Origin of the sequence: Sphaerisporangium sp. TRM90804, from assembly GCF_029846175.1 — a bacterium.
Classification (GTDB): Bacteria; Actinomycetota; Actinomycetes; order Streptosporangiales; family Streptosporangiaceae; genus Sphaerisporangium.
On sequence record NZ_JARWAC010000004.1, the window covers coordinates 270,767 to 296,138 of the forward strand.

At 67.7% G+C, this 25,372-nt stretch carries 47 protein-coding genes; 1 reads left to right on the top strand and 46 read right to left on the bottom strand.

The window, feature by feature from the left end; all coding sequences use genetic code 11:
* Position 1: 1 nt before the first annotated feature.
* From PYR91_RS05115 to PYR91_RS05235, 25 genes are all read right to left on the bottom strand, one after another.
* On the bottom strand, positions 2 to 253 hold the full coding sequence (locus PYR91_RS05115) for a hypothetical protein (protein WP_279777794.1): 252 nt from the start codon (positions 251 to 253) through the stop codon (positions 2 to 4).
* Positions 254 to 256: 3 nt separating this feature from the next.
* Entirely contained in the window at positions 257 to 856 is a 600-nt protein-coding gene (locus tag PYR91_RS05120) for a hypothetical protein (protein ID WP_279777796.1), read from the bottom strand.
* Between the two features lie 126 nt (positions 857 to 982).
* On the bottom strand, positions 983 to 1,459 hold the full coding sequence (locus PYR91_RS05125) for a hypothetical protein (protein ID WP_279777798.1): 477 nt from the start codon (positions 1,457 to 1,459) through the stop codon (positions 983 to 985).
* A gap of 60 nt (positions 1,460 to 1,519) precedes the next feature.
* Positions 1,520 to 1,711 (bottom strand): hypothetical protein, encoded by a 192-nt coding sequence (locus PYR91_RS05130; protein WP_279777800.1) that lies wholly within the window; start codon positions 1,709 to 1,711, stop codon positions 1,520 to 1,522.
* Positions 1,712 to 1,780: 69 nt separating this feature from the next.
* Entirely contained in the window at positions 1,781 to 2,113 is a 333-nt protein-coding gene (locus PYR91_RS05135) for a hypothetical protein (protein WP_279777802.1), read from the bottom strand.
* A 77-nt stretch (positions 2,114 to 2,190) separates the two neighbouring features.
* Complete coding sequence (locus tag PYR91_RS05140; RefSeq protein ID WP_279777804.1) at positions 2,191 to 2,439, bottom strand: hypothetical protein; 249 nt, start codon at positions 2,437 to 2,439, stop codon at positions 2,191 to 2,193.
* A gap of 70 nt (positions 2,440 to 2,509) precedes the next feature.
* Positions 2,510 to 2,731, bottom strand: a complete 222-nt coding sequence (locus tag PYR91_RS05145) for a hypothetical protein (RefSeq protein WP_279777805.1) — start codon at positions 2,729 to 2,731, stop codon at positions 2,510 to 2,512.
* Positions 2,732 to 3,071: 340 nt separating this feature from the next.
* Positions 3,072 to 3,290: a hypothetical protein gene (locus PYR91_RS05150; protein WP_279777806.1), complete on the bottom strand. Its 219-nt coding sequence runs from the start codon at positions 3,288 to 3,290 to the stop codon at positions 3,072 to 3,074.
* Between the two features lie 437 nt (positions 3,291 to 3,727).
* On the bottom strand, positions 3,728 to 4,105 hold the full coding sequence (locus PYR91_RS05155) for a DUF4326 domain-containing protein (protein WP_279777807.1): 378 nt from the start codon (positions 4,103 to 4,105) through the stop codon (positions 3,728 to 3,730).
* Entirely contained in the window at positions 4,098 to 4,430 is a 333-nt protein-coding gene (locus PYR91_RS05160; protein WP_279777808.1) for a helix-turn-helix transcriptional regulator, read from the bottom strand. The genes PYR91_RS05155 and PYR91_RS05160 overlap by 8 nt, the downstream gene beginning before the upstream one ends.
* A 267-nt stretch (positions 4,431 to 4,697) precedes the next feature.
* The gene (locus PYR91_RS05165; RefSeq protein ID WP_279777810.1) at positions 4,698 to 4,943 is read right to left on the bottom strand and encodes a hypothetical protein; all 246 of its coding nucleotides are present in this window, start codon (positions 4,941 to 4,943) and stop codon (positions 4,698 to 4,700) included.
* On the bottom strand, positions 4,936 to 5,388 hold the full coding sequence (locus tag PYR91_RS05170) for a hypothetical protein (protein ID WP_279777812.1): 453 nt from the start codon (positions 5,386 to 5,388) through the stop codon (positions 4,936 to 4,938). Before PYR91_RS05170 ends, PYR91_RS05165 begins: the two co-directional genes overlap by 8 nt.
* 79 nt (positions 5,389 to 5,467) lie before the next feature.
* Positions 5,468 to 5,815 carry a hypothetical protein gene (locus PYR91_RS05175; RefSeq protein ID WP_279777813.1) on the bottom strand — a complete coding sequence of 116 codons (348 nt, stop codon included), beginning with the start codon at positions 5,813 to 5,815 and terminating at the stop codon, positions 5,468 to 5,470.
* The gene (locus tag PYR91_RS05180) at positions 5,808 to 6,113 is read right to left on the bottom strand and encodes a hypothetical protein (protein ID WP_279777814.1); all 306 of its coding nucleotides are present in this window, start codon (positions 6,111 to 6,113) and stop codon (positions 5,808 to 5,810) included. Before PYR91_RS05180 ends, PYR91_RS05175 begins: the two co-directional genes overlap by 8 nt.
* Entirely contained in the window at positions 6,113 to 6,523 is a 411-nt protein-coding gene (locus PYR91_RS05185; protein WP_279777815.1) for a hypothetical protein, read from the bottom strand. Before PYR91_RS05185 ends, PYR91_RS05180 begins: the two co-directional genes overlap by 1 nt.
* Before the next feature lie 64 nt (positions 6,524 to 6,587).
* Positions 6,588 to 6,923 carry a hypothetical protein gene (locus PYR91_RS05190; RefSeq protein WP_279777816.1) on the bottom strand — a complete coding sequence of 112 codons (336 nt, stop codon included), beginning with the start codon at positions 6,921 to 6,923 and terminating at the stop codon, positions 6,588 to 6,590.
* 118 nt (positions 6,924 to 7,041) lie between these two features.
* Positions 7,042 to 7,431 carry a hypothetical protein gene (locus PYR91_RS05195; RefSeq protein ID WP_279777817.1) on the bottom strand — a complete coding sequence of 130 codons (390 nt, stop codon included), beginning with the start codon at positions 7,429 to 7,431 and terminating at the stop codon, positions 7,042 to 7,044.
* Positions 7,428 to 7,697, bottom strand: coding sequence for a hypothetical protein (locus tag PYR91_RS05200; protein ID WP_279777818.1), 270 nt, complete (start codon positions 7,695 to 7,697; stop codon positions 7,428 to 7,430). Before PYR91_RS05200 ends, PYR91_RS05195 begins: the two co-directional genes overlap by 4 nt.
* Positions 7,694 to 8,092, bottom strand: coding sequence for a hypothetical protein (locus PYR91_RS05205; RefSeq protein ID WP_279777820.1), 399 nt, complete (start codon positions 8,090 to 8,092; stop codon positions 7,694 to 7,696). The genes PYR91_RS05200 and PYR91_RS05205 overlap by 4 nt, the downstream gene beginning before the upstream one ends.
* Positions 8,093 to 8,325: 233 nt before the next feature.
* Positions 8,326 to 8,883 (bottom strand): hypothetical protein, encoded by a 558-nt coding sequence (locus PYR91_RS05210; RefSeq protein ID WP_279777821.1) that lies wholly within the window; start codon positions 8,881 to 8,883, stop codon positions 8,326 to 8,328.
* The gene (locus PYR91_RS05215; RefSeq protein ID WP_279777822.1) at positions 8,880 to 9,143 is read right to left on the bottom strand and encodes a hypothetical protein; all 264 of its coding nucleotides are present in this window, start codon (positions 9,141 to 9,143) and stop codon (positions 8,880 to 8,882) included. The genes PYR91_RS05210 and PYR91_RS05215 overlap by 4 nt, the downstream gene beginning before the upstream one ends.
* Positions 9,143 to 9,451, bottom strand: coding sequence for a CHC2 zinc finger domain-containing protein (locus PYR91_RS05220; RefSeq protein ID WP_279778027.1), 309 nt, complete (start codon positions 9,449 to 9,451; stop codon positions 9,143 to 9,145). The genes PYR91_RS05215 and PYR91_RS05220 overlap by 1 nt, the downstream gene beginning before the upstream one ends.
* A gap of 34 nt (positions 9,452 to 9,485) precedes the next feature.
* Positions 9,486 to 10,844, bottom strand: coding sequence for a replicative DNA helicase (dnaB, locus tag PYR91_RS05225; protein WP_279777823.1), 1,359 nt, complete (start codon positions 10,842 to 10,844; stop codon positions 9,486 to 9,488).
* A complete protein-coding gene (locus tag PYR91_RS05230; protein WP_279777824.1) occupies positions 10,841 to 11,419 on the bottom strand; it encodes an ATP-binding protein in 579 nt (192 codons plus the stop codon). Before PYR91_RS05230 ends, dnaB begins: the two co-directional genes overlap by 4 nt.
* A complete protein-coding gene (locus PYR91_RS05235) occupies positions 11,412 to 12,530 on the bottom strand; it encodes a hypothetical protein (RefSeq protein ID WP_279777826.1) in 1,119 nt (372 codons plus the stop codon). The genes PYR91_RS05230 and PYR91_RS05235 overlap by 8 nt, the downstream gene beginning before the upstream one ends.
* A gap of 245 nt (positions 12,531 to 12,775) precedes the next feature.
* On the opposite strand from PYR91_RS05235, the gene PYR91_RS05240 reads away from it, so the two are divergent.
* Entirely contained in the window at positions 12,776 to 13,054 is a 279-nt protein-coding gene (locus tag PYR91_RS05240) for a hypothetical protein (protein ID WP_279777828.1), read from the top strand.
* Positions 13,055 to 13,143: 89 nt separating this feature from the next.
* On the opposite strand, the gene PYR91_RS05245 is transcribed toward PYR91_RS05240, so the two are convergent.
* The 21 genes from PYR91_RS05245 to PYR91_RS05345 all read right to left on the bottom strand — a co-directional run bounded on the left by PYR91_RS05245 (position 13,144) and on the right by PYR91_RS05345 (position 25,337).
* Positions 13,144 to 14,049: a hypothetical protein gene (locus tag PYR91_RS05245; protein WP_279777829.1), complete on the bottom strand. Its 906-nt coding sequence runs from the start codon at positions 14,047 to 14,049 to the stop codon at positions 13,144 to 13,146.
* A 104-nt stretch (positions 14,050 to 14,153) separates the two neighbouring features.
* Entirely contained in the window at positions 14,154 to 15,659 is a 1,506-nt protein-coding gene (locus tag PYR91_RS05250; protein ID WP_279777831.1) for a DNA methyltransferase, read from the bottom strand.
* Entirely contained in the window at positions 15,656 to 16,033 is a 378-nt protein-coding gene (locus PYR91_RS05255; protein ID WP_279777833.1) for a WhiB family transcriptional regulator, read from the bottom strand. The genes PYR91_RS05250 and PYR91_RS05255 overlap by 4 nt, the downstream gene beginning before the upstream one ends.
* The gene (locus tag PYR91_RS05260; RefSeq protein ID WP_279777836.1) at positions 16,033 to 16,569 is read right to left on the bottom strand and encodes a hypothetical protein; all 537 of its coding nucleotides are present in this window, start codon (positions 16,567 to 16,569) and stop codon (positions 16,033 to 16,035) included. The genes PYR91_RS05255 and PYR91_RS05260 overlap by 1 nt, the downstream gene beginning before the upstream one ends.
* Positions 16,538 to 16,837, bottom strand: coding sequence for a hypothetical protein (locus tag PYR91_RS05265; RefSeq protein WP_279777838.1), 300 nt, complete (start codon positions 16,835 to 16,837; stop codon positions 16,538 to 16,540). Before PYR91_RS05265 ends, PYR91_RS05260 begins: the two co-directional genes overlap by 32 nt.
* A 532-nt stretch (positions 16,838 to 17,369) precedes the next feature.
* Positions 17,370 to 18,086, bottom strand: a complete 717-nt coding sequence (locus PYR91_RS05270) for a hypothetical protein (RefSeq protein ID WP_279777839.1) — start codon at positions 18,084 to 18,086, stop codon at positions 17,370 to 17,372.
* The gene (locus PYR91_RS05275) at positions 18,083 to 18,544 is read right to left on the bottom strand and encodes a hypothetical protein (protein WP_279777840.1); all 462 of its coding nucleotides are present in this window, start codon (positions 18,542 to 18,544) and stop codon (positions 18,083 to 18,085) included. The genes PYR91_RS05270 and PYR91_RS05275 overlap by 4 nt, the downstream gene beginning before the upstream one ends.
* 94 nt (positions 18,545 to 18,638) lie before the next feature.
* Positions 18,639 to 20,582 carry a DNA cytosine methyltransferase gene (locus PYR91_RS05280; protein ID WP_279777841.1) on the bottom strand — a complete coding sequence of 648 codons (1,944 nt, stop codon included), beginning with the start codon at positions 20,580 to 20,582 and terminating at the stop codon, positions 18,639 to 18,641.
* A complete protein-coding gene (locus PYR91_RS05285) occupies positions 20,579 to 20,782 on the bottom strand; it encodes a hypothetical protein (RefSeq protein ID WP_279777843.1) in 204 nt (67 codons plus the stop codon). The genes PYR91_RS05280 and PYR91_RS05285 overlap by 4 nt, the downstream gene beginning before the upstream one ends.
* A gap of 8 nt (positions 20,783 to 20,790) precedes the next feature.
* A complete protein-coding gene (locus PYR91_RS05290; protein ID WP_279777845.1) occupies positions 20,791 to 20,988 on the bottom strand; it encodes a hypothetical protein in 198 nt (65 codons plus the stop codon).
* Entirely contained in the window at positions 20,988 to 21,290 is a 303-nt protein-coding gene (locus PYR91_RS05295) for a hypothetical protein (RefSeq protein WP_279777846.1), read from the bottom strand. The genes PYR91_RS05290 and PYR91_RS05295 overlap by 1 nt, the downstream gene beginning before the upstream one ends.
* Positions 21,287 to 21,715 (bottom strand): hypothetical protein, encoded by a 429-nt coding sequence (locus tag PYR91_RS05300; RefSeq protein WP_279777849.1) that lies wholly within the window; start codon positions 21,713 to 21,715, stop codon positions 21,287 to 21,289. Before PYR91_RS05300 ends, PYR91_RS05295 begins: the two co-directional genes overlap by 4 nt.
* Positions 21,712 to 22,017 (bottom strand): hypothetical protein, encoded by a 306-nt coding sequence (locus PYR91_RS05305; RefSeq protein ID WP_279777850.1) that lies wholly within the window; start codon positions 22,015 to 22,017, stop codon positions 21,712 to 21,714. Before PYR91_RS05305 ends, PYR91_RS05300 begins: the two co-directional genes overlap by 4 nt.
* 157 nt (positions 22,018 to 22,174) lie before the next feature.
* Complete coding sequence (locus PYR91_RS05310; RefSeq protein WP_279777851.1) at positions 22,175 to 22,531, bottom strand: hypothetical protein; 357 nt, start codon at positions 22,529 to 22,531, stop codon at positions 22,175 to 22,177.
* Entirely contained in the window at positions 22,524 to 22,838 is a 315-nt protein-coding gene (locus PYR91_RS05315; RefSeq protein WP_279777852.1) for a hypothetical protein, read from the bottom strand. Before PYR91_RS05315 ends, PYR91_RS05310 begins: the two co-directional genes overlap by 8 nt.
* A 92-nt stretch (positions 22,839 to 22,930) precedes the next feature.
* Complete coding sequence (locus PYR91_RS05320) at positions 22,931 to 23,128, bottom strand: hypothetical protein (RefSeq protein ID WP_279777854.1); 198 nt, start codon at positions 23,126 to 23,128, stop codon at positions 22,931 to 22,933.
* Positions 23,128 to 23,544, bottom strand: coding sequence for a hypothetical protein (locus PYR91_RS05325; protein WP_279777856.1), 417 nt, complete (start codon positions 23,542 to 23,544; stop codon positions 23,128 to 23,130). Before PYR91_RS05325 ends, PYR91_RS05320 begins: the two co-directional genes overlap by 1 nt.
* Positions 23,541 to 23,948: a hypothetical protein gene (locus PYR91_RS05330; protein ID WP_279777857.1), complete on the bottom strand. Its 408-nt coding sequence runs from the start codon at positions 23,946 to 23,948 to the stop codon at positions 23,541 to 23,543. Before PYR91_RS05330 ends, PYR91_RS05325 begins: the two co-directional genes overlap by 4 nt.
* Positions 23,945 to 24,541, bottom strand: coding sequence for a hypothetical protein (locus PYR91_RS05335; protein ID WP_279777858.1), 597 nt, complete (start codon positions 24,539 to 24,541; stop codon positions 23,945 to 23,947). Before PYR91_RS05335 ends, PYR91_RS05330 begins: the two co-directional genes overlap by 4 nt.
* Positions 24,538 to 24,666, bottom strand: a complete 129-nt coding sequence (locus tag PYR91_RS05340; RefSeq protein ID WP_279777860.1) for a hypothetical protein — start codon at positions 24,664 to 24,666, stop codon at positions 24,538 to 24,540. The genes PYR91_RS05335 and PYR91_RS05340 overlap by 4 nt, the downstream gene beginning before the upstream one ends.
* Positions 24,663 to 25,337 (bottom strand): hypothetical protein, encoded by a 675-nt coding sequence (locus PYR91_RS05345; protein WP_279777861.1) that lies wholly within the window; start codon positions 25,335 to 25,337, stop codon positions 24,663 to 24,665. Before PYR91_RS05345 ends, PYR91_RS05340 begins: the two co-directional genes overlap by 4 nt.
* Positions 25,338 to 25,372 lie beyond the last annotated feature (35 nt).

Here is a 25,372-nt window from a genome sequence, read left to right on the forward strand (position 1 = left end):
CTCAGGCCTCTGCATCGAGCACCTGCGGCGCGACCACCATGGGCTGCCAATCGCCGATGGACCGGTAGACCACGTCCGCGTCGGCGGGCAACCCCTGGTGGGGCTGCCACGCCCTCGTCTGCCGAGCGATATTCAGGGCGGCCCTCAGCCCTTCGTCGCCGCTACCTGCGATGTCGTAGCGGACACGGGTCTTCTCGTCGCTGCCCGTGTCCCAGTCGGTCCAACAGCAGGCGTACTCGCGGATCTCCGGCATGGGTCAGTCCTCCTCGGAGACGGGAAGCAGAGCGAGAAGCTTGTCGACCTCGTCAAGCGTGATGACGAGAGCGGCCGGGTTGTTCGGATTGTCAGGGGTCGCGTCGACCCCGACCTTGCGCAGAGCTGCTGTTAGGGCCCGTGCTCGCCGCTGTGCTGCCTCACGCGCCCGCTCCTCGCGGTCCCATTGCTGACGCGCCTCTTCCTGGCGCTGCTTCTGCTCGGCGAGGGCATCTTCGTACAGGCCCACGACGCCCGTCAGCGACGTGAGGACCTTGAACTCGGCGCCCAGCTCTGCGTTGTAGTAGTGCGAGGTCGTGGCCTCGAAGCCCTCCAAAGTGGCACCTTCAAGGGCTTCGGCCGGCCCGATGACGACGGGGTAGCCGACGTCCGGGGCGCTCCATCCCTGGCCACGCTTCGGCTTGGCCCCGGATCGGACCTTCGCGAACAGCGGGCTTCCTGCCGCCCGGTGATGGCTCGTGGTCTGGTAAAGGTGGTCGCCGTCGGCGGGGGCGAGCAGTACCACTGCCTGGAGGGGGGCGTACTCTCCGCGTCCGCGCTGGTAGGCGTACACGACTCCTGGCTTGATGTCCTTGGCTTTCATGGTTGTCTCCGAGTCGATTCAGGGGGCTGCGTCTTGGTGCTTTCTCTCGCTTCCGAAGCACGCCCAGCCGACACCGGGAAGAGAAAGCTGGATGTGGTGACCCGCCTGACGGGTCCGTGACTGAAGTCAGCGCAGGGCATCAAGGAGCGCGTTGATCCGCTGCACCTTGGCCCGGTCGGCGTCGCTCTCGGTGAACCGGTAACAGGCCAAGCGCACCCGGCGCGGGATGTCCCGGTGCCCTCGGAGCCTCCAGTTGCCGAGGTCGTCGAGCAGGGCCTCGAAAGCCGGCGACGGGACCACGGCGTTCTGCTGGATCGCCTCGCCGATGACCTCAGCGACGTACGGCTTCCCGTCGAGGTCCGGGAAGTCGGGTCGGAGCGTTTCGAGAACGGCTCTCGCGTAGCGCCCGAGGGTGCCCTTCGGCGGGTAACCAGCCCCGGGGCAGCGGTTGCCGTCCGGGAAGAGGAACGAACTGCCCTTGCGGTCGGCGCGGACGTGCATCCGCAGCGTCTCATCTTTCTTTAGTCCGACATCGGTGCGCCCGCACACCCGGCAGCCCTTGTGCGTGTCACCGAGGCGGCTGTTCGCCCAGTCGCTACTCATCTCGTTCTCCGTTCAGGGGGTTGGGGGGCGCAGAGCACGACGTTGCGCGGAGCGGGAGACCTAAGCAAAGCGGATCGTCACCCCCACCGGCAGTTCTGCCTCCAGGGCCTCTATCGCGGCCACAAACTCGGGTCCACCAATTTCCTCCGCCTTGTACTGATCCCAGATCCGCGCGGCCCGTGACTGGACCTCCTCAACGTCGACGCCGTAAAGCGCCTCACAGAGACGGGTGGCAGTTTCGTTGTTAATCACCGGTCGAGTTCTCCGTTCAGAGGGTTGGTGTTCTCTCCCTGGTGTTCCAACACAAGGGAGAGAGGCGGCTCAGTGGAGGCTGCGGACACGCTCGGTCTGGTCGACGGCACCCATGCCGGCGAGGATGGCGACGACCTCGGGAAGCGTCGTCGTCCGCTGCTCGGCCAGCGCGGCGAAGAACTCCGGGATCTGCCTGAATGCGTCGAACGCATCGTGGAAGATGTCGACGCGGATCGCCCGGTGGCCGTAGTCGACCTCCTCGACGCTGAACTCCCACTCGACCCCGCCACCGGCAGCGGCGGCGACCCAGACCCTCGGGCGATCCACGACCCCAAGCACCTGCCCGTACCACGCCTCATGGGCGACGACGTACGCGAGACGGCATCCGTCAGGCATCTGCATTTCGGTTCTCCGGGGGGTTGAGGGGTCTGGTGGTCTGTGAGGCGGACCTACCGGGAGAGATCCGCCAGGACAGGCCGTCAGGCTTCGGGGAAGACCGCTCCGAGCGCGTTGACGTAGGCGACCAGCAGACGCTCAGCGTTGTCCTTGAGCACCTCGTCGTCGTCACCGCTCATGTCGATGTCGACGGTCAAGAACTCCATCCGGCTGCGGAGGAAGTACTTCGGTCCCGACCGGGTCGTACTGGGGTCGATCGTGAAGAGTTCCAGTTTGCCGACACAGCCACGGCGTGTGTTGTGCCGGTCCTTCGTCCAAGTGATGCGGTTCATGCGCGGTTCTCCAGGGGGTTGGGGGTGTCGGCCCGTCCAGGAGGCGGGCCGGGGACGCGTGGGCTGGGTGCTACTCGCCGCAGAGCGCGCCGAGGGTGGCGAGGTAGTCGGGGTGGGTGTCGTGCATCGTCTGGAGCGTGGCCCACGCCTTGGCCTGGGCGATGGTGCCGGGGTAGACGGTCTGCCGGAGGAAGACGCCGTCCCGGTAGACGTTGACCCGCTGGGCGGCGTGGCCGTCCTTGAGACGCTCGGCGGGGACGGCGCTGGCAGTGGTCTCAAGGGTGGCGGTCATCTTGTTCTCTCCCTTTCTAAAAGGTGGACGTCCACCTTTCGATACCCCGAAGGTAGCACAGGGGTAGAAAGGTGGCAACCCACCATGCGAGGATGGCTCCATGCCCAACGTGCACAGGCTCAGAAACCGAACATGGAGAGCCGAAGAACCAGAGGTGGAGGCCGCACACCCCAACCTCCCGGAGGGTAAGAACATGGGGGCATACCTGCGGGCAGCCGTGCGCGCCTTGGGAGCGAATCCCGAGCAAGCCCTAGCGGCGGTCGCCGAACACTGGCCACCCGACCCCGAGCCCAAAGGACGACCACGCAACGAGCCATCCACGGACTGACCTTCGCCCACATCACGCATCGCTGTCTCGCGCTTTCTCCCAGGCTCCGACCATGACCTCGGCTTCGTACCGGTCCAGCGCCCGGCCGGTATGCGCCAGCAGGGCGCGGAGAATGGCCCTTTGCCGGCCGTTCAGCGCTCCGAAGTCAAGGGTCTGGTCGACCACCGTGGTTGCGCCGTCGATGACGTACAGCAGAGCTGGTTGCTTAGACGGGGGCGGGATCTCAAGCATCGGTGTGCCTCCTGCACCTGCAGGCGCCTTTGCACTGGCCGTGGGTTCCGCCTCCGCAGGTTAGGTCACGCGGGTTGGGGGCGCTGGTCGGCGGGTCGTGGCGGATCGGTTTCCCGTCGTCTCGTTTGACCACGGTGAGACCGCAGACGGGGCAGTCCACGCGGGGTTTGGGGCCGCGCCGGCGACGGTTCGGGACAGGCTGGGGCGGGTCTTCGCTGCCCGGACCGATCTCGCGCCGCGGGGCGATCGTCGCTCGTTCCTCGGCGCGGGCCTGCTCGGCGATCAGCGGAGCAACCCTCAACAGGACGAACGCCAACACCTCGTCCAAGAGCAACCCCTGCGGGGACTCGTGCCAGGCGTCTACCGCTTCAAGGACCCACTCCTGCGGTACGCCGAAGAAGCGATGCGAGGACGGGCCTGTGGCGGCAGGAGAGGTCTCAGGCATCGTCGGCATCCTCGGCGTTGGCGATCTTCAGCAGGACGGCTGCGTGGCAGTAGTCGGGCTGACCCGGCTCCGGGAGCGGGCACCAACACGCCAGATCGCGGCCGCCGAGTTCGCGGCGGATGTCCGCCTGCGTGTACGGGACCTTGGCCATCAGCCAGAAGGCGTAGAGGGCGACGGCGTGCGCCCGGTCCTCGACGACGCCCTGTCTGGCGAGGGGCGAGCCATTGATCACCGCGTTCCGGTACAGCGGGTCATCGCAGGAGCCCCCGACCGTGAACGGGTTCCCGAAGCGGGACGGCCGGGACACGACGACCGCGCCCGGCGGCTTACGCCACCCAGCGGTACGACGAAGTTGGATGCGCTCAGGCATGGTCGTCTCCGCTCGGTGTCGGCTCCTGCCGTGATGGGCGGAGGCCAAGGAGTTCTGAGGCGTTGGCCCTGCCGTCGGGGGTGAGCCGGTAGAGGCGGCGCGGAGGCCGGTCAACGGCGCTTTCCTCCCGGGTGTAGTTGACCCAGCCGGCGCGTTCGAGGCGCGCCAGGTTGACGTAGACAGTGCCCGCGCCCAGCTCGGCGGCTTGGGTGAAGGCATGCACGCTCAGATCGGGGGCGTCGGTGAGCAACACCAGCAGAACGCGCTTCATTGACCTGGTGCCCACGATGCCGCCGACGGTGCGGTGCGTGTAGAGCAGGCTCACGGTGTCGGCTCCTGGGGGTCGAGGGCGGGCGAACCCTGGGGCAACCAGGTGATCTCCCAGGTTGTAAGCGCGTTGGGCGTCTCGCGCATCACGAGCGCGGCTGGCCTCCCACTGGAGGCGGTCGACCACGATTGAGCGCGGGCAACGCGCAGAACCAGCCAGCGGGGAACGCGGGGACGCGCGACCACGGTGACGGTCACGCCGTGACCGGGATCCGATATGACAGCGGCTGCGTGGTGGACGACAGTCACAACCCGGGCGAGACGGTTAAGCATCGCGGTCTCCGGTCTGCTCGGGGGTGGTGGGCTCGACGTGGGTGAGCGCGATGCACGACGAATGGCCGGTCACCCAGACGACGGGCGTGTGACCGCCGAGGAGCCGGGCGGCGCTCCTGGTGCGGCCTGAGCGCCCGTCGCCTTCGCGGCGTCCGGGCCAGTAGCGGACGGGGGTTCCCTCGGGGACGGTGGCGTTCCAGGCGTCCACGGTGGACGCGGTGAGCGGGGTCTCAGCCATGGTCGGCCTCCGGGGTGGCGGGGTAGTCGAGGTCGCGGATGGTGTCGCACGGCCACGGTTCCACGACGTACCGGCGTGGACCGTCTCCGGCCTTCGGGGAGCAGGCGTCGCAGATGGTCTCGCCAGCTCGCTTCACCGCGCGGTGTCGACTGCGGACCCGTGCGACGGCGGCCTCGGCCTGCTCGGCACGCACCGCCTCGGCGGACCGCTCGGCGTCGGCTCGCTGCCACAGGCGACGCCACTCCTCCTGCGTCGCGACAGCGGAATCCACGTCCCGCTGGAGCCGGAAACGATCCGCCTCGGCCTGCTCGGCGCGCTGACGGAGAGCGGCCATTTCTTCGTCTCGTACGGCGAGGATGCGGTCGACCGCCGTGAAGACGCTGCCGCCGTAGAACGCCCTCTCGGTGATCTCCTCGGGCGAATACTCGTCGTTCAGGATTGCCACGGCGTACCGGTGGCGAAGGTCTCCATGTGAGGCCGTGGGGGTGCCCTCCCGAGATTCAGGGACCGCACGAGGCTTCCGCTCAGGCATCACGGTCTTCTCCCTTCGGGAACACGGCCTGCACGACGCGGGCGACGTCCTCTAACTCCATGGCCTGCCGAGTCGCATCCCATATCTGGCCGAGGTTCAGGGACTCCCCTCCGGGGCCCTTCATGCTGCGAGCTACCGCCTCAAAGCGGCCAGCGCGATCACGGAACTGGGAGGCGATGTGCTCGGCGATGAGCGGGGCAGTGGCCTCAAGGGCAGCGACCGCGAGCGCCTCCAGGACGGACTTCGCGAACGCCTCCGGATCGTCCTCCGGCAACTGCACGTACTCCTGTCCGATCGCGTGGGCGGCGGCCCGTACAGCGGCAGGAGGGATCTCAGGCACGGTGGGTCCCCCGTTCGGTGATACCGAGTTCATGCTCAAGCTCCGCGATGCGGGCGTCGCGCTCGCGGAGTTGGTTGCGGATCTCCTGATCGGTCTTCGGAAGCCGGCCGGTCACGAGGACAGCGACGGCGATCAGAGGCCAAAGCAGCCCGGCCAAGAACCCCATGAGGCGGGCGATGACCCGGTCTTCCAGGTCATTGCTCCCCGGCGTGTCGCTGTTGAGCAACAACCAGGAGATCCTGCGGGCCGCGTACACCAGCCCTGCGAGGTAGGCGAGGAGAATGAGCCAGCCAACCATCAGCGGGTCACCTCGCTGCCCTGCTCGACGCGCTCGCCCGACGTCTCCTGGGACGTCGCCTCCTCGGCCGGGGGGTTCGACTTGCGGCGGGCTCTCCACGTGAGCATGAAAGCTCCCACAGCGCCTACCGCGGCCCACAGCGCGGCGACGACAGGGCGGTCCCTTAGCAGGTTGTCCGTGATCGAGATGCCGATCAGGACGAACATCAGGATGTCCTGCAACCCGACCTGTCCGGCGGCTGGCCGGAACGCGTCTGCGGGCCAAATCCCGGTCAGGGCGACGGTGTCGTAGTCGCCGCATCGGCAACGCCGCAAGACCAAGGTGTGACCTTCGGCGACGGTGAAGGCCCGCTTGGGCCGGGTTACTCGGATCGGGGTCCATCGGTGCTGGTGCCCGAAAGGGCTGATCATCGGTGCTCCGATTCGTTGATCTTGGGGGCCCGCCCGATAAGACACCGGGCGGGCGAGGCCAGAGCTAGCAACTGATGCGGATGCGGCACTTCGGATGCGAAGCGCACGCCTCAGCGAGCCTGCGGAGGTAGTCCAAAGCGCCCTCGTAGTTGCCCCACCCGTTCGGCGGGTTCATCGCCCGGTAGGCGTCCGGGTCGGCTTCCATCCGCTTGACCGCTTCGGCGAGCGGCCCAGCGGCTTCAGTGCACGGGGCGTGGTGGAACTCGTAGAGGCCGGTCCCGTTGAGGGCTTTGATCCACATCCCGGCGACGTTGGATGTGTAGTTCCCGATCTCTACGACGTCTGGCCAGGTCTCTTCCGGGCCGCCGGTGTCGATCTCCAGGTAGGTCCAGTAGCTCACGATGAGGTCCTTTCCGATCGTTTTATCGATCTTGAGTACGAGAAGCTGGTGGTTTGCCGCTCACCAGTTCGCAGCGAAGGGCTGTAAAAGCCCCTGAGCGATCAGAAACCGGCGGGTCCTACCCGTGGACGGATTCGGCGGGTTCTCCCGCGACAGGACCGCACAGCCCCGCCCACGCCGTCCCACGAGTCACGCCCGCCCCGCCGAACACGCTGGAGGCCGCATCCCAGGGCGCCAGGCCCCCAGCGGTCAACTCCGCGAGCCGCCCCAACGCGAAGCCATCGGACTCCGACTCATCCACGATCGACGCCATCAGCTCCTCGACCTCCAGCAGCGGATCCGGCTCATCCACGCTGAACGGTTCCGGGGCGTACGCGCACCGCCCGCGGGTCAGGGTGTGCGTGAACCGGCACTCCGACTGGCAGCCCATCCACTCCCAGTCCGACTCCGGCTTGCGCGGCGACCCTGGGGTGGTCACGCGGCGTAGCAGCAGCGACAGCAGGTTCACGGCGTCTCCCCCGGCCCCTTGCCGCCCGGGAGGTCCAGCCCGTCCCGCATCTCCGGGATCTCCCGCACGTACCGCAGCAGCCGGTCCATCCCCGCTGCCGGGCCCGACTCGTGCGCCGCGGTGATGGCGTCTCGCATCACCTCGGCCATCTCGTCCAACCGCCGGCCGAGTTCTTGGGCCCCGCGGGCGAGACGCTGATACGGCAGGTGATCGCAGGCGGCCCGGCACCCGCAGGGCTTGGAAGGCGCCTCGCTGACCGCGGTCACCGGGACTCCCCCTCAGCAGACGCAGCCTCGGCGTCGTCCTGGCAGTCGCAGTCGCCGGAGCAGGGCTCGCACTTCTGCGTCCCGTCCTCAGCGAGAGTCCAGCCGCACAGCACCGCCACCGAACGGGCGGACTCGACGGTCGGGTGGTGCTCGACGGCACCGTTACCGTCCTCGTCGAAGACCGTCCCGCAGCACGAGCAAGCGATCGACACGCAAGCCTCGTCAAGCTGCTCCGGAGTCGGCGCCCCACTGTCGTTGGTGTACCTCGGCGCGTCCTTGGCCGCGTCCACATCGCTGGCGTAATGGACCTCCCCGTCGAGGTCGACGCTTTCCCCGTCCGGGTAGACGAGGATCCAGCACCGGCGCGCCTCGGGCTCGGCGATTGTCGCGGTCATCTGCTCTCCTTCGTTGATCTTGAGTAGGTCTTCCTGTCCTTGCACCGGTCCCCGCCACCCCGGCGAGAACCGCGGACCCTCCGGCCGGCCGATGCCCCGCCTCCCTGCGCACTCCGGGCCGACCTCCCCGACCCCAGGGATCCGCCTCTCGGGCGGGGTCGGGGCTGTTAGCGGGTGGTGGCAGTCCGCACACCTACGCCGCGACGCCGGCGGGGATGGGATGTCGAGCGGAATCACCCCGACTCGCCGTGCTCGAAACGGGCCGACCTTGCCACCGTCTGCTCGCGCATCGTTCGTTCGCGCTGGCGCATGCTCTGGCAAGCGCGACAGAACTGCTTGCCGTTGGACGGCTGGATGTAGAGGTTGTCCCCGGCGAGCCGGTGCCCGCGATGACATTCCGCGCGGCCGAGGTCTTGCTTGTTGTGGCATGGCTTGCACAGATTCCGATACAAATCCGGATCAGTGGAGTACTTGTAACCCTCAGGGGAGATCAGAAGGCCATCCGCGGGTGCATCCGCCCGGAGCGCCCACTCGAAACGACCTTCGGTGGTGCCACACTCCGCGCATCCGGCTGGCCGAGGGCGGTTGGACATCCTGAGGTGGACCGCGCCGTAGGTGGCCGAATCACCCTTCCATGCAGAGTTGGCGGCGCCCTGACGCGGCTGAGGGTCGTCTGTCGTGCCCGTCTTGTGCTGGCGCTCCCAGTGGAGGCGGCAGTAACCCTTGGCGCAGTACGGCTTGGTGCATCCCGAAACCCCGCACCTGCGGACCTCGATCGGGTTGATGCTCACGCGATCTCCTCCACCGCAGTACCCACAACCTGTGGACGGCCTGTCGCGGAGTTGAGCGGCACGCCGTACGGGTAGCCGTCGGCTGCTAACGCCTCCTCAATCTGGCGCTTGAAGTCGTCGGCGCTGTGCCGGGCGTCCGCAGGGTTGGCGTAGGAGCCGTCGATCACGAGGGCCACGTCGTAACCGCCCCAACGGTTCGGGACGACCACCACGCGGAAGTGATCCTCGCGGCGCTTGAACAGGTCCGCGGTGGCGCTCATCAGTTGATCTCCTCGTACGTGAGAGCGATGCCTGCGTGGGCCGCCAGAAACTCCACGGCCTGGCTGTAGGTGAGGTTGCGGGTCTTCCGCGTGAACGTGATGACGTCGCCGCCCTCGGCGCAGGCGAAGCAGTACCAGCAGCCCAGGAGCGGGACGACCCTGAGTGACCAGGAGTCGTCGTCGTGGAGTGGGCACAGGCCCTTGAGGTTGCCGCCTCCAGCGTCGGAAAGGTCGACGGTGCTTCCGACGATGGAACCGATGGGATTGAGGTTGCAGACCTTCGCAATTTCGCGGTCCGGGATACGCATTCGGGTCACAGCACGTCCTTTCGGAGAAGAGCGGTTAGCGCATGCCAGCCGTGGGGCTCCACTGGTGGGAAGGCTCGGGGGCCATGTCGGCGATGCGGGAGTAGTGGCCTTGGAAGGCCGCGGTGATGGTGGCGGTCGCGCCTTGCCGGTGCTTGTCGACGATCAGGTCGACTTCGCCGGCGCGCGGGGACTCGGCTTCGTAGGCGTCTTCGCGGTGCAGCAGGATCACGATGTCGGCGTCCTGCTCCAGTGACCCCGACTCTCTGAGGTCGGACTTCATTGGCCGTTTGTTCGCGCGAAGCTCCGGCCCGCGGTTGAGCTGGGCGCCGACGACGACGGGGACACCCATGTCCTTGGCCAGCAGCTTGAGATTGCGGGACAGGTCGGACACTTCCTGCTGCCGGTTCTCCGACCGTTTGGCCGAGGACATGAGTTGCAGGTAGTCGATGAACACGATCGCTGCGGGGTGACCCGAGCGGCGCATCGTGGAGAGCTTCGCCCGCAAGTGCCCAATCGAGATGCCCGGGTCGTCGTCGACGATCAGGTGGTCGGCCTCGTCGAGTTCGGCCTGCTTCTTCGCGACACGGGTCCAGTCGTCGGCGTTGAGGTCCCGCTGTTGCAGCTTCTGGAGCGTGACGCCGGCTTCGTGGGCGACCATGCGGGCGAGGATTTCGTCGTGGCTCATCTCCAGCGACGCGAAGAACACCGGGAGCTTCAGCCGCACGCCGACGTGCAAAGCCATGTTGACCATCAGGACCGACTTGCCCATGCCGGGTCGGGCACCGACCACGATCAACTGTCCGGGGCGGAGCCTGGTCACCAGGGAGTCGAGGTCGACCCATCCGGTGGTGACCCCGACCTCGGGGGCCTTGGACTCCAGGCGGTCCAGGTAGGGCCCGATCAGCTCCGAGACGGGCTTCGCGGACGACCCTTCCGGGACTTCAGCGACCTGGTCGAGGATCTTCCTGGACTGTTCGGCGACGTCCTCGATGTCCAAGTCCGAGCGCGACCCGAGGGCCTTCAGGCGCCTGCCGGCCATGAACAACTTGCGGCGGAAGTACTGCTCCTGGAGCAGCCGCAGGTGGTACTCGATGTGACCGGCCGCGGTCACCGACTCGATCAGGTCGAACAACAGCCGCGGGTGGACCTGCTCCCGTTCCTGGGTGCTGCGGCGCTCCAGTTCGGCCCTGACGGTCACGATGTCTACGGGGGCGGACCGCTCGACCAGGGAGGTGACGCACTCGAACACGACTTGGTGTGCCGCCCGGTAGAAGTGCCGGATCGTGAGGGTGTCGACGACCAGGCCGGCGGATTCGGGGGACAGCATCGCGGCGCCGAGGACCGACCGTTCGGCTTCGAGGTCGTGGGGAAGGTCCGCGTAGTCCTCGCTCATCGTCCCTTCCTCCGGTCTGCGCCGCTCAGCGCGATCACGGTGGCGCCGTCACGCAGACGGCTGGCGAGCCGGTCCCCCAGCGGTTCCGACAGCTTGCGCATGTTGGTCGTGATCGCGGTCGGCAACCCGTGCTGCCACCGCTCGTCGACGACCGACAGCAGGCACTCCCGCTGCCAGTCGTTGATCCGGAACGACCCGAGATCGTCCAGCGCGAGGAAGTCGACGACCCGCATCGCGCGGAGCTGCTCGCGGTCTACGGGCGGCGCGGTGGCGTCCTGCCAGTCAGCGGACGTGGCGACCTTGAACCCACCCAGCCACCCGGCCCGCACGGCGCGGTCCAGGGCTTCCCAGACGCTCCAGGTCTTCCCCACGCCCACGTCGCCGACGACCACGAGGTTCCCGGCCCTGCGGGCGACCAGCTCGGCGGACCACGCGGCGATGCGCTGGTCGAGCACTCCCTGGTGGGAGAGCTGCGGCGGGCGCTGGGCGCGAATGGTGTTGAGCCGGAGCGCTAGCCGGTCGGCGCGCCACTCGGCGTCGAGAAGCTCCTCAACGGGCTCGCGGGTCTCAGTCATTCCCGAACACGTCCTCAGGGTCGTCGGAATAGGGCTGGGATCGATCGATGTGGGGGCCAGAGCCGTTGCCGGAGCGGCCGTCGGTGCCGGCGTGCCACCGACCGTGGATCTGGCCTCCACCGCGCTCGCCGCGTGACTTCATTTCAAGAGCGCCGTACTTCTCGCGGAACTTGGGCAGCGCGTTGATGTTCAGCGACCAAAAGCCATCCCGCTGCGACCAGTCGAGGACATCGAGAGCCTCAGCCAGCGGGATGCCGTCGAGGTCCAAAAGCTTGCGCGCCTCGTCGCGCCAGCCGTCGGGCACGGCGGCGGGGCGCTGGCGGTAGTTCTTCTTGATCAGCCACTGAAGGAGTCGGGCGCAGAGCTGCTCGACGTCCTCTCTCGGTGGGGCGTCCGCCAGCTTGGGCTTGGTTCGCTTCTTCGGACGAGAAGAAGAAGTTCTTTTCTCGTAGTTCTCCGTAGGAGAACTACTTGCGCGGCCAATTTGGCCGGTAGGCAGGTCAGACCCAGTGGCCAGATTGGCCAGTGGCCAGATTGGCCGCTGGTCGGCCTCACCATCGGCCGAATTGGCCACTGGGTTCGACCTGGCGGTATCCGTTTCGTCCCCTTCGACCACCGGCCAATCTGGCCACAGGTCGGCCTGCCTACCGGCCAAATTGGCCGGTGGGTTGACCTGCCTACCGTCCAATCTGGCCGTTGGGTCGGCTTCACCACCGGCCAAATTGGCCACTGGTGTGACCTGCCTACCGTCCAGATTGGCCAGTAGGGTTTCGCCCGGGTTCAGACGGCACCGATCGGAGAGCCGATGCCCCTTGTCGTCGTATCGCTTGTGCCGCTGAATGTGACCGCCCTCCTCCAACTGCTCCATATAGCGGCGCACCGAGCGGGCTGGCACTAGCGCTACGGCGGCGATTTCTTCCTGACTGGCTGCGCACTCCCACGCGTCGTCCGCCATGCCCGCAAGGCTGAGCAAGACGATCCGTGCGCCGGGGTTGTTCGCGATCGGCTGGGCCCATGCCCATTCAGCCGCCTCGCCGTCCAGGCACACAGGGCGCTCGCCGGCGGCTGACGTGCCGGTCTGGGCTTCACCCTGGAGCGTGTTGTCGTTCACCTAGCCTGGCTCTTCCTTGGTGCTTGATCTTTGTGGTTGGGCTTACTCCTCTCGACGCGAGCCCTGTCTTCGACCTGCCGAGTCATCCACGGCAGTCCCCCTCATCGCTTGAGTGTTCGGGTTCATCATATGCCTCACCCTGTGGCACAGTGTGCGGCAGACAGTGTGACATTTGGTGTGGCAGACTGGTCGCCATGGATATAGGCCACCAGGTAATGCCGCATGTCCTGTGGCACCATGTGGGCATGGACGAAGAGCGCCGGAGACGATTGCGCCGCCTCGGGCGCGCCTACCGGGCCGCCATGGACGCCGAGAAGAAGGCCCGCGAGGCACTCGCTGCCGAGGTCCTCGCAGCCCTCTCCGCAGAAGAGCCCGTGGGCGAGGTCGCCCGAGAGGCCGGCTTCGACAGGGAGTGGGTCCGCCGGGCTCGCATCGCCGAAGAGAAGCGCCTCGCGGATGAGGCGAATAAAAAAAACTCTTTGTTGTCCTCCAATGCGGCGGGTTTGTCGCCCAACGCGGACTGAACGTCTGACTTCTGAACGGCCGTAACGCTGCATCGCTACCTCCCTCCCGCGGGGACAGGAGGGGCGGACCCGAGTCCGCCCCTCGCGGGTTACTTGGGCTGGGGGAACTTCTCGTGCTCGGCGAACCGCAGCGTCATCAGGTCCCGGCCGTCGCGGTAGTAGTTCCACGCCTTGATGGTCATCGCGAGGACGTGCTTCTCGTGGAGGCGGCCGGGTTGGGCGTTGATGTCAGCGAGCCGGTTCCGCAGGGTCAGGACGGCGTGGCCCTTGGGGAGCATGGCGCCGTCTCCGAGGCGGTCGAAGAACTCGGTGCACTGGGCGGGGTTGATGCGGTTGAACAGCCACCACGTCAGGCCGATCGTCGAGGCCGGGAGGAGCTTGGCTTTGCGGTAGTGGTCTGCGGCGCGGGCGGCGTCCCGCAGGTCGGGGTTCTCGGCGAGGAACGCGAACGCTTCCGGGGTTGAGGCGGTGAACCGGCCGATCTGCGGCTTGAGGCTCAGCTCCCACAGCAGTGCTTTGCGGACTGTCGCTGCGAGGGTGGTGGCGGACGCTTCGCCGTGGAACTGGAACCGGTCGGCCATGGTCCGCTTGGTGCCGTCGTCCACGGTGTCCCGGGCGGTGGCTGGGAGGTTGGACACCACGAGCAGCCACGCCGGGGTCGCGGACTTGACCATGGCGTGGAGGCGGTGCTGCCCGTCGAGAAGGTTTCCGTCGGCGGAGAAGCGGACGGCGTCGCCGTTCTCCATGAACCTGCCGTTCTTCAGGTCTCGGCCGATCTTGTCGACCACCTCGCCGCGCAGACTCCGGTTGCCGTTGTTGCGGTACAGCCACTCGTGGGCGGTGTCAGGAGTGACCCACACCAGCTCGTACACCACGCCGTCAGGGGAGACGAAGCTACGCGGGTTGGGCTGCCCGGTGACGCTACGCACGAGCCCGGTCGCCCCGTTGGAGGCGGGTGCCTGCGGGGCGATGAACGCTACGGTTGTGGCTGACATGAGGTCTTCTCCTTGATGTGTGATCTCGTGGTGGCCGCCCGCGCACCGGGCGGCCACATTCGTTTCTGGGGGGTTCAGGGGCCGCGGCTCGCTCGCCGGGGTCGTCACGACGCGCCACCGAACAGGTTCAGAGCGATGGGCTTGGTCAGGCGTCGTTTGATCAGCTCGGCGTGCGGCTGCTCCAACTCGATCAGCACGCAGCGGAAGCCCTCGATGACGCACGCCTCGGCGGTGGTGCCTGAGCCCGCGAACGGGTCGAGAACGGTCCCGCCGGGCGGGGTGACGAGCCGGACCAGCCACCGCATCAGATCGACGGGCTTCACCGTCGGGTGCGTGGTGCCGTCGTCGAGGCGGGGCCGCTCCGATGTGGAGGCCTTTGCCTCGTAGCGGAAGGTCGGGAAGAACCGGGACGCGCCACCGGTCTTGGACATTTCCCAACCGTCACTGGCCGTCGCGCCGGACGGCTTCCCGACCCGGCTGACGGTTGCGCCGCTCTGGCGGTCGAGTTCGACAACCGGGCATTCCGCCTCGCAGGGCCTGCCTTGCACACAACCCTGGCCATGGGTGAACACCACGTTGGTCGGCCACCGGCCGATCGCCGAGGCGGTGTCGTTCCTTTGTGCGTCCTTGCCGTAGACCTCGTTGGATCGCTCGCCGAAGCGGCCTTTGTTGCTGTTGTGCTCGTAAGTTGCCCGATCAGTCACGTCGATCCGGCACCCGTCGATGTTAAGTGCGCCTGTGCCATATGTCAGGACGTTGGAGGCCACCGTCCCACCCAAGGGTTTCCGGACCAGCCACCAGTGTTCCTGGGACGGCTTGAGGGCTGTTCCCCAGCCCTCCCAGCGCTTCGCCATCTCCGTCGCAGGAGCAGTTAGGGTGCGGTCCTCGCTATCCCCGATGTAGGGCACCGAGCCTCGTCCAGTGCCGACTCCGGTGGTCCGCTCGCCGATGACCTCCCGCTGGTGCCACGCCTCACCCGGCTGGCCCTTACGGCCGTTCAGCCGCCAGACCTCGGCGTCCATCTCGTCGCCGAACCCAAGCAGGTGCTTGAGCTTGAGCCACTGATCCCATGTGGGCACCATGGCGATCTTTAGATGAGGGCGTGCGGTCCAGTGCCCTGCCATGCCGTGAAAGCCGAAAGCCTCGTCGATCCGCCGATTCGTCCACCCTGTGGCGTCCCGGGCCGATGCGATGAACGCGGTCACGTTGAGAATTTCGGCCCGATCGTCCCGGGCCCTATCAATGGCCTTGGATACGTCTAGCGACTTAGGGAAGCCGGACCCGAAGACATGGACGATGCAGTCCCGGATCTCAAACCCAGCGCCTTCCAGGGCCATGGCGGTCCAGTGGGAGGTGCGGGGCAGCGCCCACACCAAGGCGTGGCCGCCAGGCTTGAGAACCCGGCATGCCTGCTTCATGCGGTCAGCGAGCCAGGCGATCCAGGCGTCACGGCCGCCCTTGTCGGAGTCCCAGTCACGGCCCATAAAGGCGACCCCGGCGGGCGGGTCAGTGACAACGGCGTCGACGCTCGCGCCGGCCATCCCGGTGAGCACCTCGCGGCAATCCCCGACATGTAAGGTCACGCCTTCGTCTTCCCAGTAGGGCGTCACGACGCGGCCTCCACAGGAGCAAGGGCGTCGCCGTCAGCGTCAACGGCGCGTTCGGCTCGTGCGCGTTCGACTGAGGCTCTGCGGCTGCGCCGGCGGCGTTCGACGTCCCGCTCGTCGTCGTTCAGGCCGCCCCAGGTGCCGTACTTCTCAGGCCTGCTGGTGGCGTAATCCAGGCAATCGGAGCGGACCGGGCACCAGGAGCAGATCTCCTTGGCCTTACGCTCCCGCACGTCTCTGTCGGGCTGTCGTTCGCCTTCAGGGCCGAAGAACAGGTACAGGCTCTCTCCGCGGCAGGCGGCGTTGTTCTGCCACTCCCATGACGGCCGGGTGATGGGGTTGTGGGTTCCGTGGGGGATGCCGGTCTGTGCGGCCATCACGCCTCCTCAAGGGCGGTTACGGCGTGCTCGGTGACCTCGGCGTCGCCGGGGGTATGGTCGGGCGTTTCCTCGATCAGCCGGTTGTGGATCGCCATTTGGGCGCGGGGCACGCCCACCGTGCGTGGGGTCCCGCCGCGGGCCGGGGCGGTGGAGACGACGACTTTCGTCTCGGTGACCGCGATCACGGTCAGGCGCCGGTCGTCGCGGCCGGGGTCCCGCGGCTGCCACACCTGGCCTTCGCGGACGTCGGTGTACCCGTCTTCTTCGCGGGCGGCGAGGAGTTTGCGGAGGCGCTGGCACCGGCGGATCGCGTCCCTCAGGCGGTCCTCGGCCTCACACATCTCCCGGCCCGCCAGGACGGTGCCGGCGCGGCCTGTGGACAGGTGGGCGGCGCATCGCCTCATGGATTCCTCCGCGTGGCGGGCAGCCCGGGCAGTCACCTGGATTTCGTGTTCAGCGGTCCCGACGGGCGGGTTGACCGGGTACACGTCGCGGAGTAGGTCAGTCACGGTGATCCGCTCCCATCCGGTCACGTCCCGAGTCGTCCGGATTTGCTGTCTGGCCGGTGTCGACGCCAGCGAGCCGCAGCACCGTGCGGGCTGCCATGCGGAGCCCTTCAGCGATGCCTGCGGCGTGCTCGCCGGATCCGGTGGGCGGTGTCATCTGGAGGAGCGTGACTGCGGTGGTGGACGCGAAGTCCTGGCGGTCCCACCGGGCCTGCTCCGTGTGGAGGCGGGTGATCGCCGCCTCCACACGGGCAGCGAGCTGCTCCTCCCAGACGGGAAGCGTGTCGACGGTCAACACGCCTCCCGCGGCTGGCGGGTTGCCGGCGGGCCCAGGAACGGCGTGGCGTGGCATGTCACTGAGAGAAGGCATGGCAGGGCTTGTCCCGGAAGGTCGAAACGGCATGGGCAGGCCGGTAAATGGGAAGGCGGTAAGGGTCGGATGGCAGAGCTGGTCGCCAGGTGTTGAGACGACTCGGGTAGTCGGCTGGGGCGGTGTAAGACGGTGGCTTGGCGAGTCGCGCAAAGAGGGCAGGCAAGGACGGTGTGTGAGGTGGACTGTCGGCTTGGCATGGCTGAGCTCGGCAAGTCGGCCCGGCACGGGCAGGGAAGTGGTGGCATGAACTGTCGGAGTGACCTCGACAGGCGACGAGTCGGCTTGTCGACTCGGGACGTAATGGCACAGGAGCGGAGGGGCTTGTCGGCGTGACATGAGTCAGGCGTGGCCAAGGCAAGTCGGATGGGCTCAACGAAGACGCGGGTAAGCCAGGCGTGCCTGCCTGTATGGCTAGCCGTATCGGTCACGGCGTCGCGGGTCCGGTAGGCCATGGTCAGGCGACCTTCTCGAACGCGAGGAGTTCGAACCGGCCGTCAGACCGACCACGGTCGGCACCGATGCCGATGCCCTCACCACGCTCCCAGATGCGGCCCCACTCCTCCATCGACAGGAAGTCGTCGTGGACTTCGAGGACGAACTCCAGCAGGGGGCGCTCCACGAACTCGACCCGGTTGATAGAGCTGCGGGGCCCCTGCGGGCCGTTGGTGTGCTTGATCCGCTCCTCAACACCGGTCGGCTCCTTCACGCCCAAGCCGATGTACACGCCCTCGACGAAGACCCGCTCTGCCAGAGTGGACATCAGGCCCTTTCGGAAGCTGGCGGCGACCTTCTTCTTGCTGGGCCAGTCCACGCCCGGGTAGGCACTGTTGGCCCACTCCTTGATGGCTGCCTTCATGCACCGCGCCTCGTACGCCAGCTCACCGCTGTCGGGGATGCGTTTGAACCCGTTGACCGATGGTGCCGCGTCCGATTCCATGAGCGCCTCGGCGAGTTCGTCCGCGGATGGCTGCCGGTCAGGGAACCGCTCTTTCAGCGTCTGCTCGGTCAGCTCCTGCAAGTCCCGGTCGCCGAGCTCCATCCGGGTCTTGAGCCAGCCTTTGATGACCGACTCTTGGGACGGCACCCCGCCCACGATCTTGTCCAGGACCTGGAGACGAACCCGGTACCTGGTGACGTGAGACTTGATCGCGAAGACATCGACGGCGCTCACGAGGCCACCTCGCGCTGCTCGGCAGGACGCTCGACCGCGCCCTGAACGACACGGCCGGCCGTCGACAGCGGCGTAGCGCCGCGGCCCGCGTTCAGCGCCGCGTTCGCGGCCCGTAGGGCGGCGTTCTCCTGCTTCGCCTCATCCAGGCGTCGCTGCACGTCGGCCACGTACGCCGCAGTCTCCATCGGCATATCCGCCGGCGGCAGCGCGGCAAGCTCGGCGCGGACCTGCCGCACCATCTGCCGGGCCCGTCCATACTTGGCGACCGAGATCTGCAACTCGGCGGCCTGGCCGATCGCCCGGAAGGTGTCGAACAGCTCCCGCGGGTTCTTACCGTTGAGGGACTGGCCGGTGATGGCCTCGATGTCCGCGCGTAGCGACGCATCACCCTGGATCAGCGCTACGACGGCGTCGAACTCCTCCGCGGAGTACTGCTGCGCGGTCTTTCTGTGGTTCATTGGGTCCTCACTTCGGGGGACGATGTAAGAACGGCGGGGGTCCCGTGTGCTCTCTGGGAGGCCACTACGCGGCCACTTCCGGGGACAGGGAAAGTCATGCGCGGCACTCCTCGGCGTGCAGGACGGCGCGGAGCCGGTTGCCGATCCAGTGCCCGACCGGAGGGCTGACGGCGTTGCCGAACCCGTCGACCTGGTCTCGTGCGGAGCCCCAGACGATGAAGGTGCCTTGACGGTCGGCGAAGTCGACGTCGAAGCCACAGCCGGCGCCGACCTCGTGCGAGGCCATCATGCGGAAGTAGCAGTCCTCCAGCTTCAGGTTCGCGAGGACCTCGCGCCACTGGGCGCCGAGTGCTGTGGTGTCACGAGCGGTCAGGGTCCCGGTGGCGGTGAGCAGGCCGGGGATCTGGTCGGACGTGACGGTGGGCATGGCCTGGGCATGCGATGTCGGGGTGGTGTTCTTCCGGAACGGGAGGACTCCCGAGGAGAGGACGCCGAGGCCACCGGAGCCGGCGCCGCCGACAAGGGTTTCCATCGGCTCGCCGACGCTGCGGCTTGTGCCGTTGGTGCGATTCGGCAGGACCCGCGCGGCAAGGAGCCCCATCGTCTCCGAGCCGCCCTGCGTGGGAAGCGGCTCGTCGGCGCCACGAGGCGCGCCCTGGAAGTTGTTCACCGCGAGCAGGACTGCCTTCTCGTGCGTGCTGGTGACCGTGTCCATCGCCTGGGTGATGTGCTTGCCGTCGCCGTTGTGCCGGTGCGCGACCATCACCTGTCCGGTCATTAAGGCGACCGGAGGCGTGAACAGCGCCTGGGTGTTGGTCGCGGTCTGCGACGGCAGCACCTCGCCCAGGGTGCGGGTGCGGCACTCGGAGCCGGGCCGCTCGTAGGTGTTGCCTGCGGCGGCGATGAGCGCGCCGGTCGAAAGGATCGACGTCTCCTGCTGGCTGGTCTGCGTCGCGAGGGGCTGCCACGGGTGGCGTTCGGAGCCGCGCTGGGACTTGGCCGGCATGAGCACGGCGGGGAAGTCGGCGAACCGCTGCCTGCATCGCTCGGCCCTGGCCATGGTTGCCGGTGCGAGTGGGCTGCGGGTGATTTCACCGGTGTGCTTGTCCTTGAACTCGCGGAGTGGCTTGTCGCCGATCCTGCTACCGAGGTTGGACAGGTCGAGTGCGTGCAGCGACGGCGCGAACGGAGGCACCACGACGCTCCTGCATGAGCGGCACCGGTACTCGTACTGCTTGCCGTAGCGGACGCTGCCGGTGGGCGGTATCCCGGTCTTCCAGGTCCATGCGGCTTGCACGAGGGTGTCGCAGAAGGAGCACCATGACTCGGGCTGGTGGTCGAGGTCCGGGGTAGGTAGGTGTTCGTCCCAGAAGATCCAGTAGCCGCGGTCGCGGGATTGCGGGACATCGAAGAACATCGAGTTGAGGTACAGCACGCGGTGCTTGTAGCCCAAGGTGCCGAACTGCTTGAGCCACCACCGGTACGTGGACCCGTCGCCGTACTTCTTGCCCTGCACCGCTGGGCCCCATGAGGTGAGTTCGGTGGTGCATTCGATGAGGATCATCCGAGGGTGGTGCTGGGCGGCGTAGTGAAGCACGCAGTTCGCCGTGGCGCGGTCACGCTCTGATTTGGTGACGCGCTCGTCGAACTCCGGGTCGTCGAGGTCGAAGAGCGACAGACGCTGCTGGTAGGCCTTCTTAGTGTTGGCCTGCGAGTGGTTGACGCAGCTCACGCCGGCGACGAGGAGATCGCCAGGGGGGAGGTCCCTGGCGGAGTGGTAGTCGGCCGCCTCCGGGTCGACTAGGTCCGCGATCCAGTGCTCGGCGTGTGGGTGGTTAGCCTCGTGGATCTCGACCTTGTAGGCGTTGTGGTTCGCCGCCATGATCGTGGTGAATCCCGCGAGCTCGATGCCCTTCGTAAGCCCGCCGAAGCCCGAGAACAGGTCCACAGCGATGAGATCGTCGTGGCGGAACCGGCGCTGGCGCACAGCAGGGCGGTGGGTCGCAATACGGCGCTGCTGCGAAGGTCGGCGACTCATCGGTCTTCCTTGCGGGTGTCGGCAAGGGCGCGACGGCGGAGGCCGACGGCCATGGACAGCAAAAGAAGCGCCCAGCCGGCGACCTGTAGGGCCATGTCCATCAGGTGCTCCTTCTGCTGGTCGGGGTGGGTTTTCTCCGTGTGTACGACGCGGAGGGTGAGGGCGACGCCTACGACGGCGACTGCGAGGGTGGCGAGCATCAGGGGCATCATTGGTGGGTCCCGTTGGAGCGGTAGCGGGCCAAGTCGTCCGCAGTGGTCGCCGTGTTGGCGTCGAACTCAGGCGGCGGGGTGCGGGGCGGTGTCGGGCGTCGGCGGGTCCAGATCGCGAGCAGCGTGACCGCGAGCAGGCAGGCGAACACGGTGACTCCGAACCCGGCGGCGATGTTGAGGAAGACGTCCCACATCACAACCACTCCGCTTCGTCAGCGCAGGAGCCTTCGAGGGCGGCCCGTTCGGCGTCAGCGCCCACCAGGCCGGACAGCATGGTGTTGCGGTCACGGAGGGACGTGTTCTCGGTTTCGAGGTCCGAGACCCGGGACTCCAGCTCATCGACGCGGTTTCCAAGGCGCAGGTTCGTTCCGAGCGCGAGCGTCAGCCGGGCGGTGATGTCGGTGATGCGCTTGACGTCCGAGCGGCGCAGAAGCCACATCAAGACGAGGCCGACCACCAGGCCGGCGACAAAGAGCCCTGCGGTAAGCAGCGTCACCGTCCCTCCCCCACGTACACCGGAGGACCAGGAGCAGGCGCGGTGTTGCCGAGGATGGCGCGTGCGACGTCGACGGCGTACCGCACGGAGCCGGGTTCGTCGCACACCCCCCAGTCCTCGGGGTGGGTCATGGAGGCCGCTTGGCGTGCGCAGGACTCCAGCCAAGCGGCGAGCGGCTCGGCCAAGCCCGGATGCATCAGCGCGATCCACGGGGCACAGCCTGCGGCTCGCGGATGCTGGTTGTACTCGGGGGCGAGGACCGCGACCATCTGCCGTTCGGGGTCGGTGGTGATCGTCGCCGAGCACGTGATGGGCTTCGTTTCCCACCACCAGGGGCCGTCAGCGTGCCATGGCCCTGGGACGGCGGCAGCGGCCAGTTCGCGCACCTTGGCGGCGGCGGCGTTGAGTTCTTCGGCGACGGTCATCGGGCGAACACCTCGCCGCCCTGCTCTGAGGCGGTCTTGCACGGCCACGGGGTGATGGCGATCTCGTCCCAGCACACCGCGCACACCCAGATGCCGGGCCTGCACGTGTCCAGCCACTTCGGAATGTGGAATCGTGCCGGGAGCGTCGCCCGCTCCTCCAGCATCTCTGGCAGCGTCTCGTAGTGCGGGTGGTCCGGCGCTTCGAGGAGGATCGCCTTGACCGGCTCGGAGTAGGCGCGGCGGTGAAGCAGCGCCACCTCCTTCATCGCCTTCGTGACGGCGGTCTCGCCGGTGGCGGTCATCGTCCACCTCCGTGGGCGGTCGGGGCAGGAGCCGGGGACGGGGACGGGGCCAGACCGCTCACAGGAACGGGCAGCGACCACGAGAAGACCGCCACCACGAGCAGAGCCGCGAGGACCGCTCCACCGCCGGCGAGCACAACGGGAAGGGCATAGCGCATTACGCACCCCCGCCCTGCTCGGCGAGTCCGCCAGCCTCCAAAAGGTCAGCCGCCTTGGCCAGCGCCGCAGCGGAGGAGACACCAGAGAGGGCCGCTTCCTTTCCTCCGGCGTATTCGATGACCGACTGGTCCATACGCTCCTTGGAGTGGCTGCGAAGCTCCTCTATGCAGCGACGGCGCTCATCGTCGCGAACGCCGTCCTGTTCGGAGCGGAGGCGCTGCACTTCGGCCACCAGTTCGCGTCGGGCTTCATCCAGCGTCCATATGTCAGGGTTGTAGGGCGCCTCACCAGCGGTTGAGTCCACCTGCATGTCGCGGATCTCGGCGAAGCGTCCGGCGCTCATCGGCTCAGCCACGGTGCTCACCTACCGGGGCCGTCTCCTGGCCAGTGAGAGCCGCTTCGATCCGCGCGGCCTGCTCGGGCCCGGCGTACACGGTGGACATGGCGGCGAGGAGCCCGGTAGCGGGTCGGCCGGCGAACTGGTCGCCTTCCGCGCCGTGGTCCTCGGCGAGCCGCCGGGCCACGTCCACGGGCAGTTCAATGCCGTGTTCGCCGAGCGCTTTGGCGAGGGCACCGATCGACGGCAGCTCACACGGGGTCTCCCCCAGGGCGAGAACCTCGTCAGCGTCGTCGTATTCGAGGTCGGGGACGATGTCGGTCACCGACGCGAAGAACGTGCACAGGGGCGCGTCCCAGCCGACGATGGTCTTACGCCCGGGAGGGGAACCGGGAGCGTTGGGGATGACGTGTCGGCTCACTTCGAGTCACCGCCCCGGCCCACGAGAAGCAGCGTGATCGTCAGCAACAAGCTGGCCAGCAGCGCGGTGCCGTAGCTCATCGTCGGGATCACCGGCCACCACTGGTGATGCAAGACGCCGACCAGCAGCATCAACGCCCAACCCGACAGGAGCCACCCGCCGGCAGCGACGGCGACGAAGAGGAGGAGAACCATCACGCCTCACCGCCCGTCTGTGCCTCAGCCTGGTCAGCGAGAGCGGCCATGCGCGCGGCCTCGCGCCGCGCATCGGCCGGGGTCATCTCCGTGTTGTCGTCGATCTCCGCGCGGATCGTTCCGTCCGGCGAGATCCACGACCGGAACGAGGGCCGACCGCCCTCCAACCAGTCCTGAGCGAGAGTGGCCGGCCGTTCCAGGACGATCGGCGCCCGGTCTCCCTCGACGACGACCGCCCGGAATTCGGTGGTGGTCTGCTCGGAGTCCTTCTCGCCGAACGACCTGACGCGGATCTGGACGACGTGCCCGGCTACCTCAACGAGCATGAACCACGGGTTGGCGTGGTCGTACTTCCCGCCGTTGTTGGCGAGGCTCGCGGCGACGTTCTCCGGGGTGGGCGGGGTGATAGCGCTCATCGGGCGTCACCAACCTGAGCGTTGGTCTGCCCGTCGAGAACCTCAATGGTGAAGCGGCCACCGAGACTGAACCCGCAGAGAATGGAACCGGTCATGGCCTCCAGATCGACCACAACGTCCAGATCCTCTGACAGGACGTACTTGCGAACGTCGTTCCACACCAGATCAGAGAGATGGTCAGCTCCTGCAGCTACGACTACAAGCGGCGGGATGTCCCGGCGGCGGCCGACCCGGTCGTAGGTGACGCGGTACTGCGCCTGCGCCGGACGGGTCTCCTCCAGCGTGGCGTCGATGCTGGGGGTCTCGATCTGCTCGACGTACTCGCGGGCTGGTGGCGGGGTGAGAGTCACGCGGTTCAGATCCAGGCCAAGGGCCTTCACGGGGTTGGCGGGCGTGTCGTTCATCGAGCGTCACCGCCGATCTCCGCAGCCTCGTCGTGAACCGAACCCGCGAACAGCTCGAACAGCCCCAGAGGAAGACGGGCCCGGACCGTCTTGCCGTCCTCGCTGGTGAACACCAGCGTCCGGAACGGGGTGCCGTCGGCCGGCGCGGTGACCGCGTACAGGGTGGCGTCGAGTTCAACGGGCGGCTCGTCCACTGCGGTGTCCCCGCCGACCGCGTGCCGGACCATTTCCCGGTCGGTGGCCGGACGGATCACAATCGACGCGTCCTCGTCGGCGAGTTCGGCGCCGAGCGCGGCCACGAGGAACATCTCAACGGCCGTGTCAGCGTCCACGGGACCGGAAGGACGGGTCTGCCCCGGGTACGGCGCGGCGTGTCCGTCGAGCAGAACCCGCCACCGGCCCATGTTGGGGCCCGTCGGGAGAATCTGAAGGCCCCGGTCACGGAGGCAGTCGTCCAGAGCGTCAGCGTCCGCGAACGGGTGGTTGCTGGCCTCATCGTCGCTGGTGGGGTCGTTCTGCCACTTCACCAGGGCAGCGGCGATCTTCTCCCGCTTCGCCTGGTAGAAGCTCTTCTCGGGGGTTTCGGTGCTCACGGGGTGTCTCCTGGGGTTAGGTGCTTGAGTGCCTTGAAGGGCGGGGTGGCGTCCGGGTCCAGGCGGCGGGCGTGACGGGCCTTGTACGGCACGACCAGGCGCACCAGTCGCCGCAGCGCGGTCACGACGCCCTCTCCCGGTCCTCGCCCATGTCGGCGTACTGGGGGTTCTGGGCGTGCGGGTCGCACGACGCCCCCCACCCGTGGGTCAGGCCGTTCGGCGACGTTTCGGTGCGCTCGGTCCGCCACACCTCCTGGCCGCAGTGGATGCAATGGCCCACCGAAGGGTTGTCGAACGGGGACCCCTGCGGCGCGTCCTGCGCCGACCCCAACGGCTTGCTCGTGTCCAGCGGGTGCACCTTCAGGTCCGACACCCGCAGCGAAGGGATACCGGGCGCCGGAGACGTCACGGCCGGCGGCGCGGCGATCTGGGGGACGTGGACCCCGGTCATGCCGAGCAGCACTGAAGCGGGGTTGGCGACGTCGCATGCCTGCTGGGCGTGGTGGAGGTGCTGCTGCTTGTCCAGCGCCCGGGCGTCGATCTTCTTTTGCAGGTCCGCGATCTCGCCGAGCCAGGCGTCTACGTCGGCCTGTGCTTTGAACGCCTGCTCCCACTCGGCGTTGGCCAGGGCGACGGCGTTCTCGTACTTCTCGCGGATCGGCCCTGTGACGGTGTGCGCGGCTTCCGGGGTGGCGAACTGGACCAACGGTGCGCGGGACGCGGGGGGCTGGTTGTCGGTCAGGGTCGGGTTCGGGTCGTACGGCTCGCGGCGAGCATTTGATCCGCGGTCACGCATGAGGGTTCTCCGTTCAGGGGGTAACAGGGGGAAAG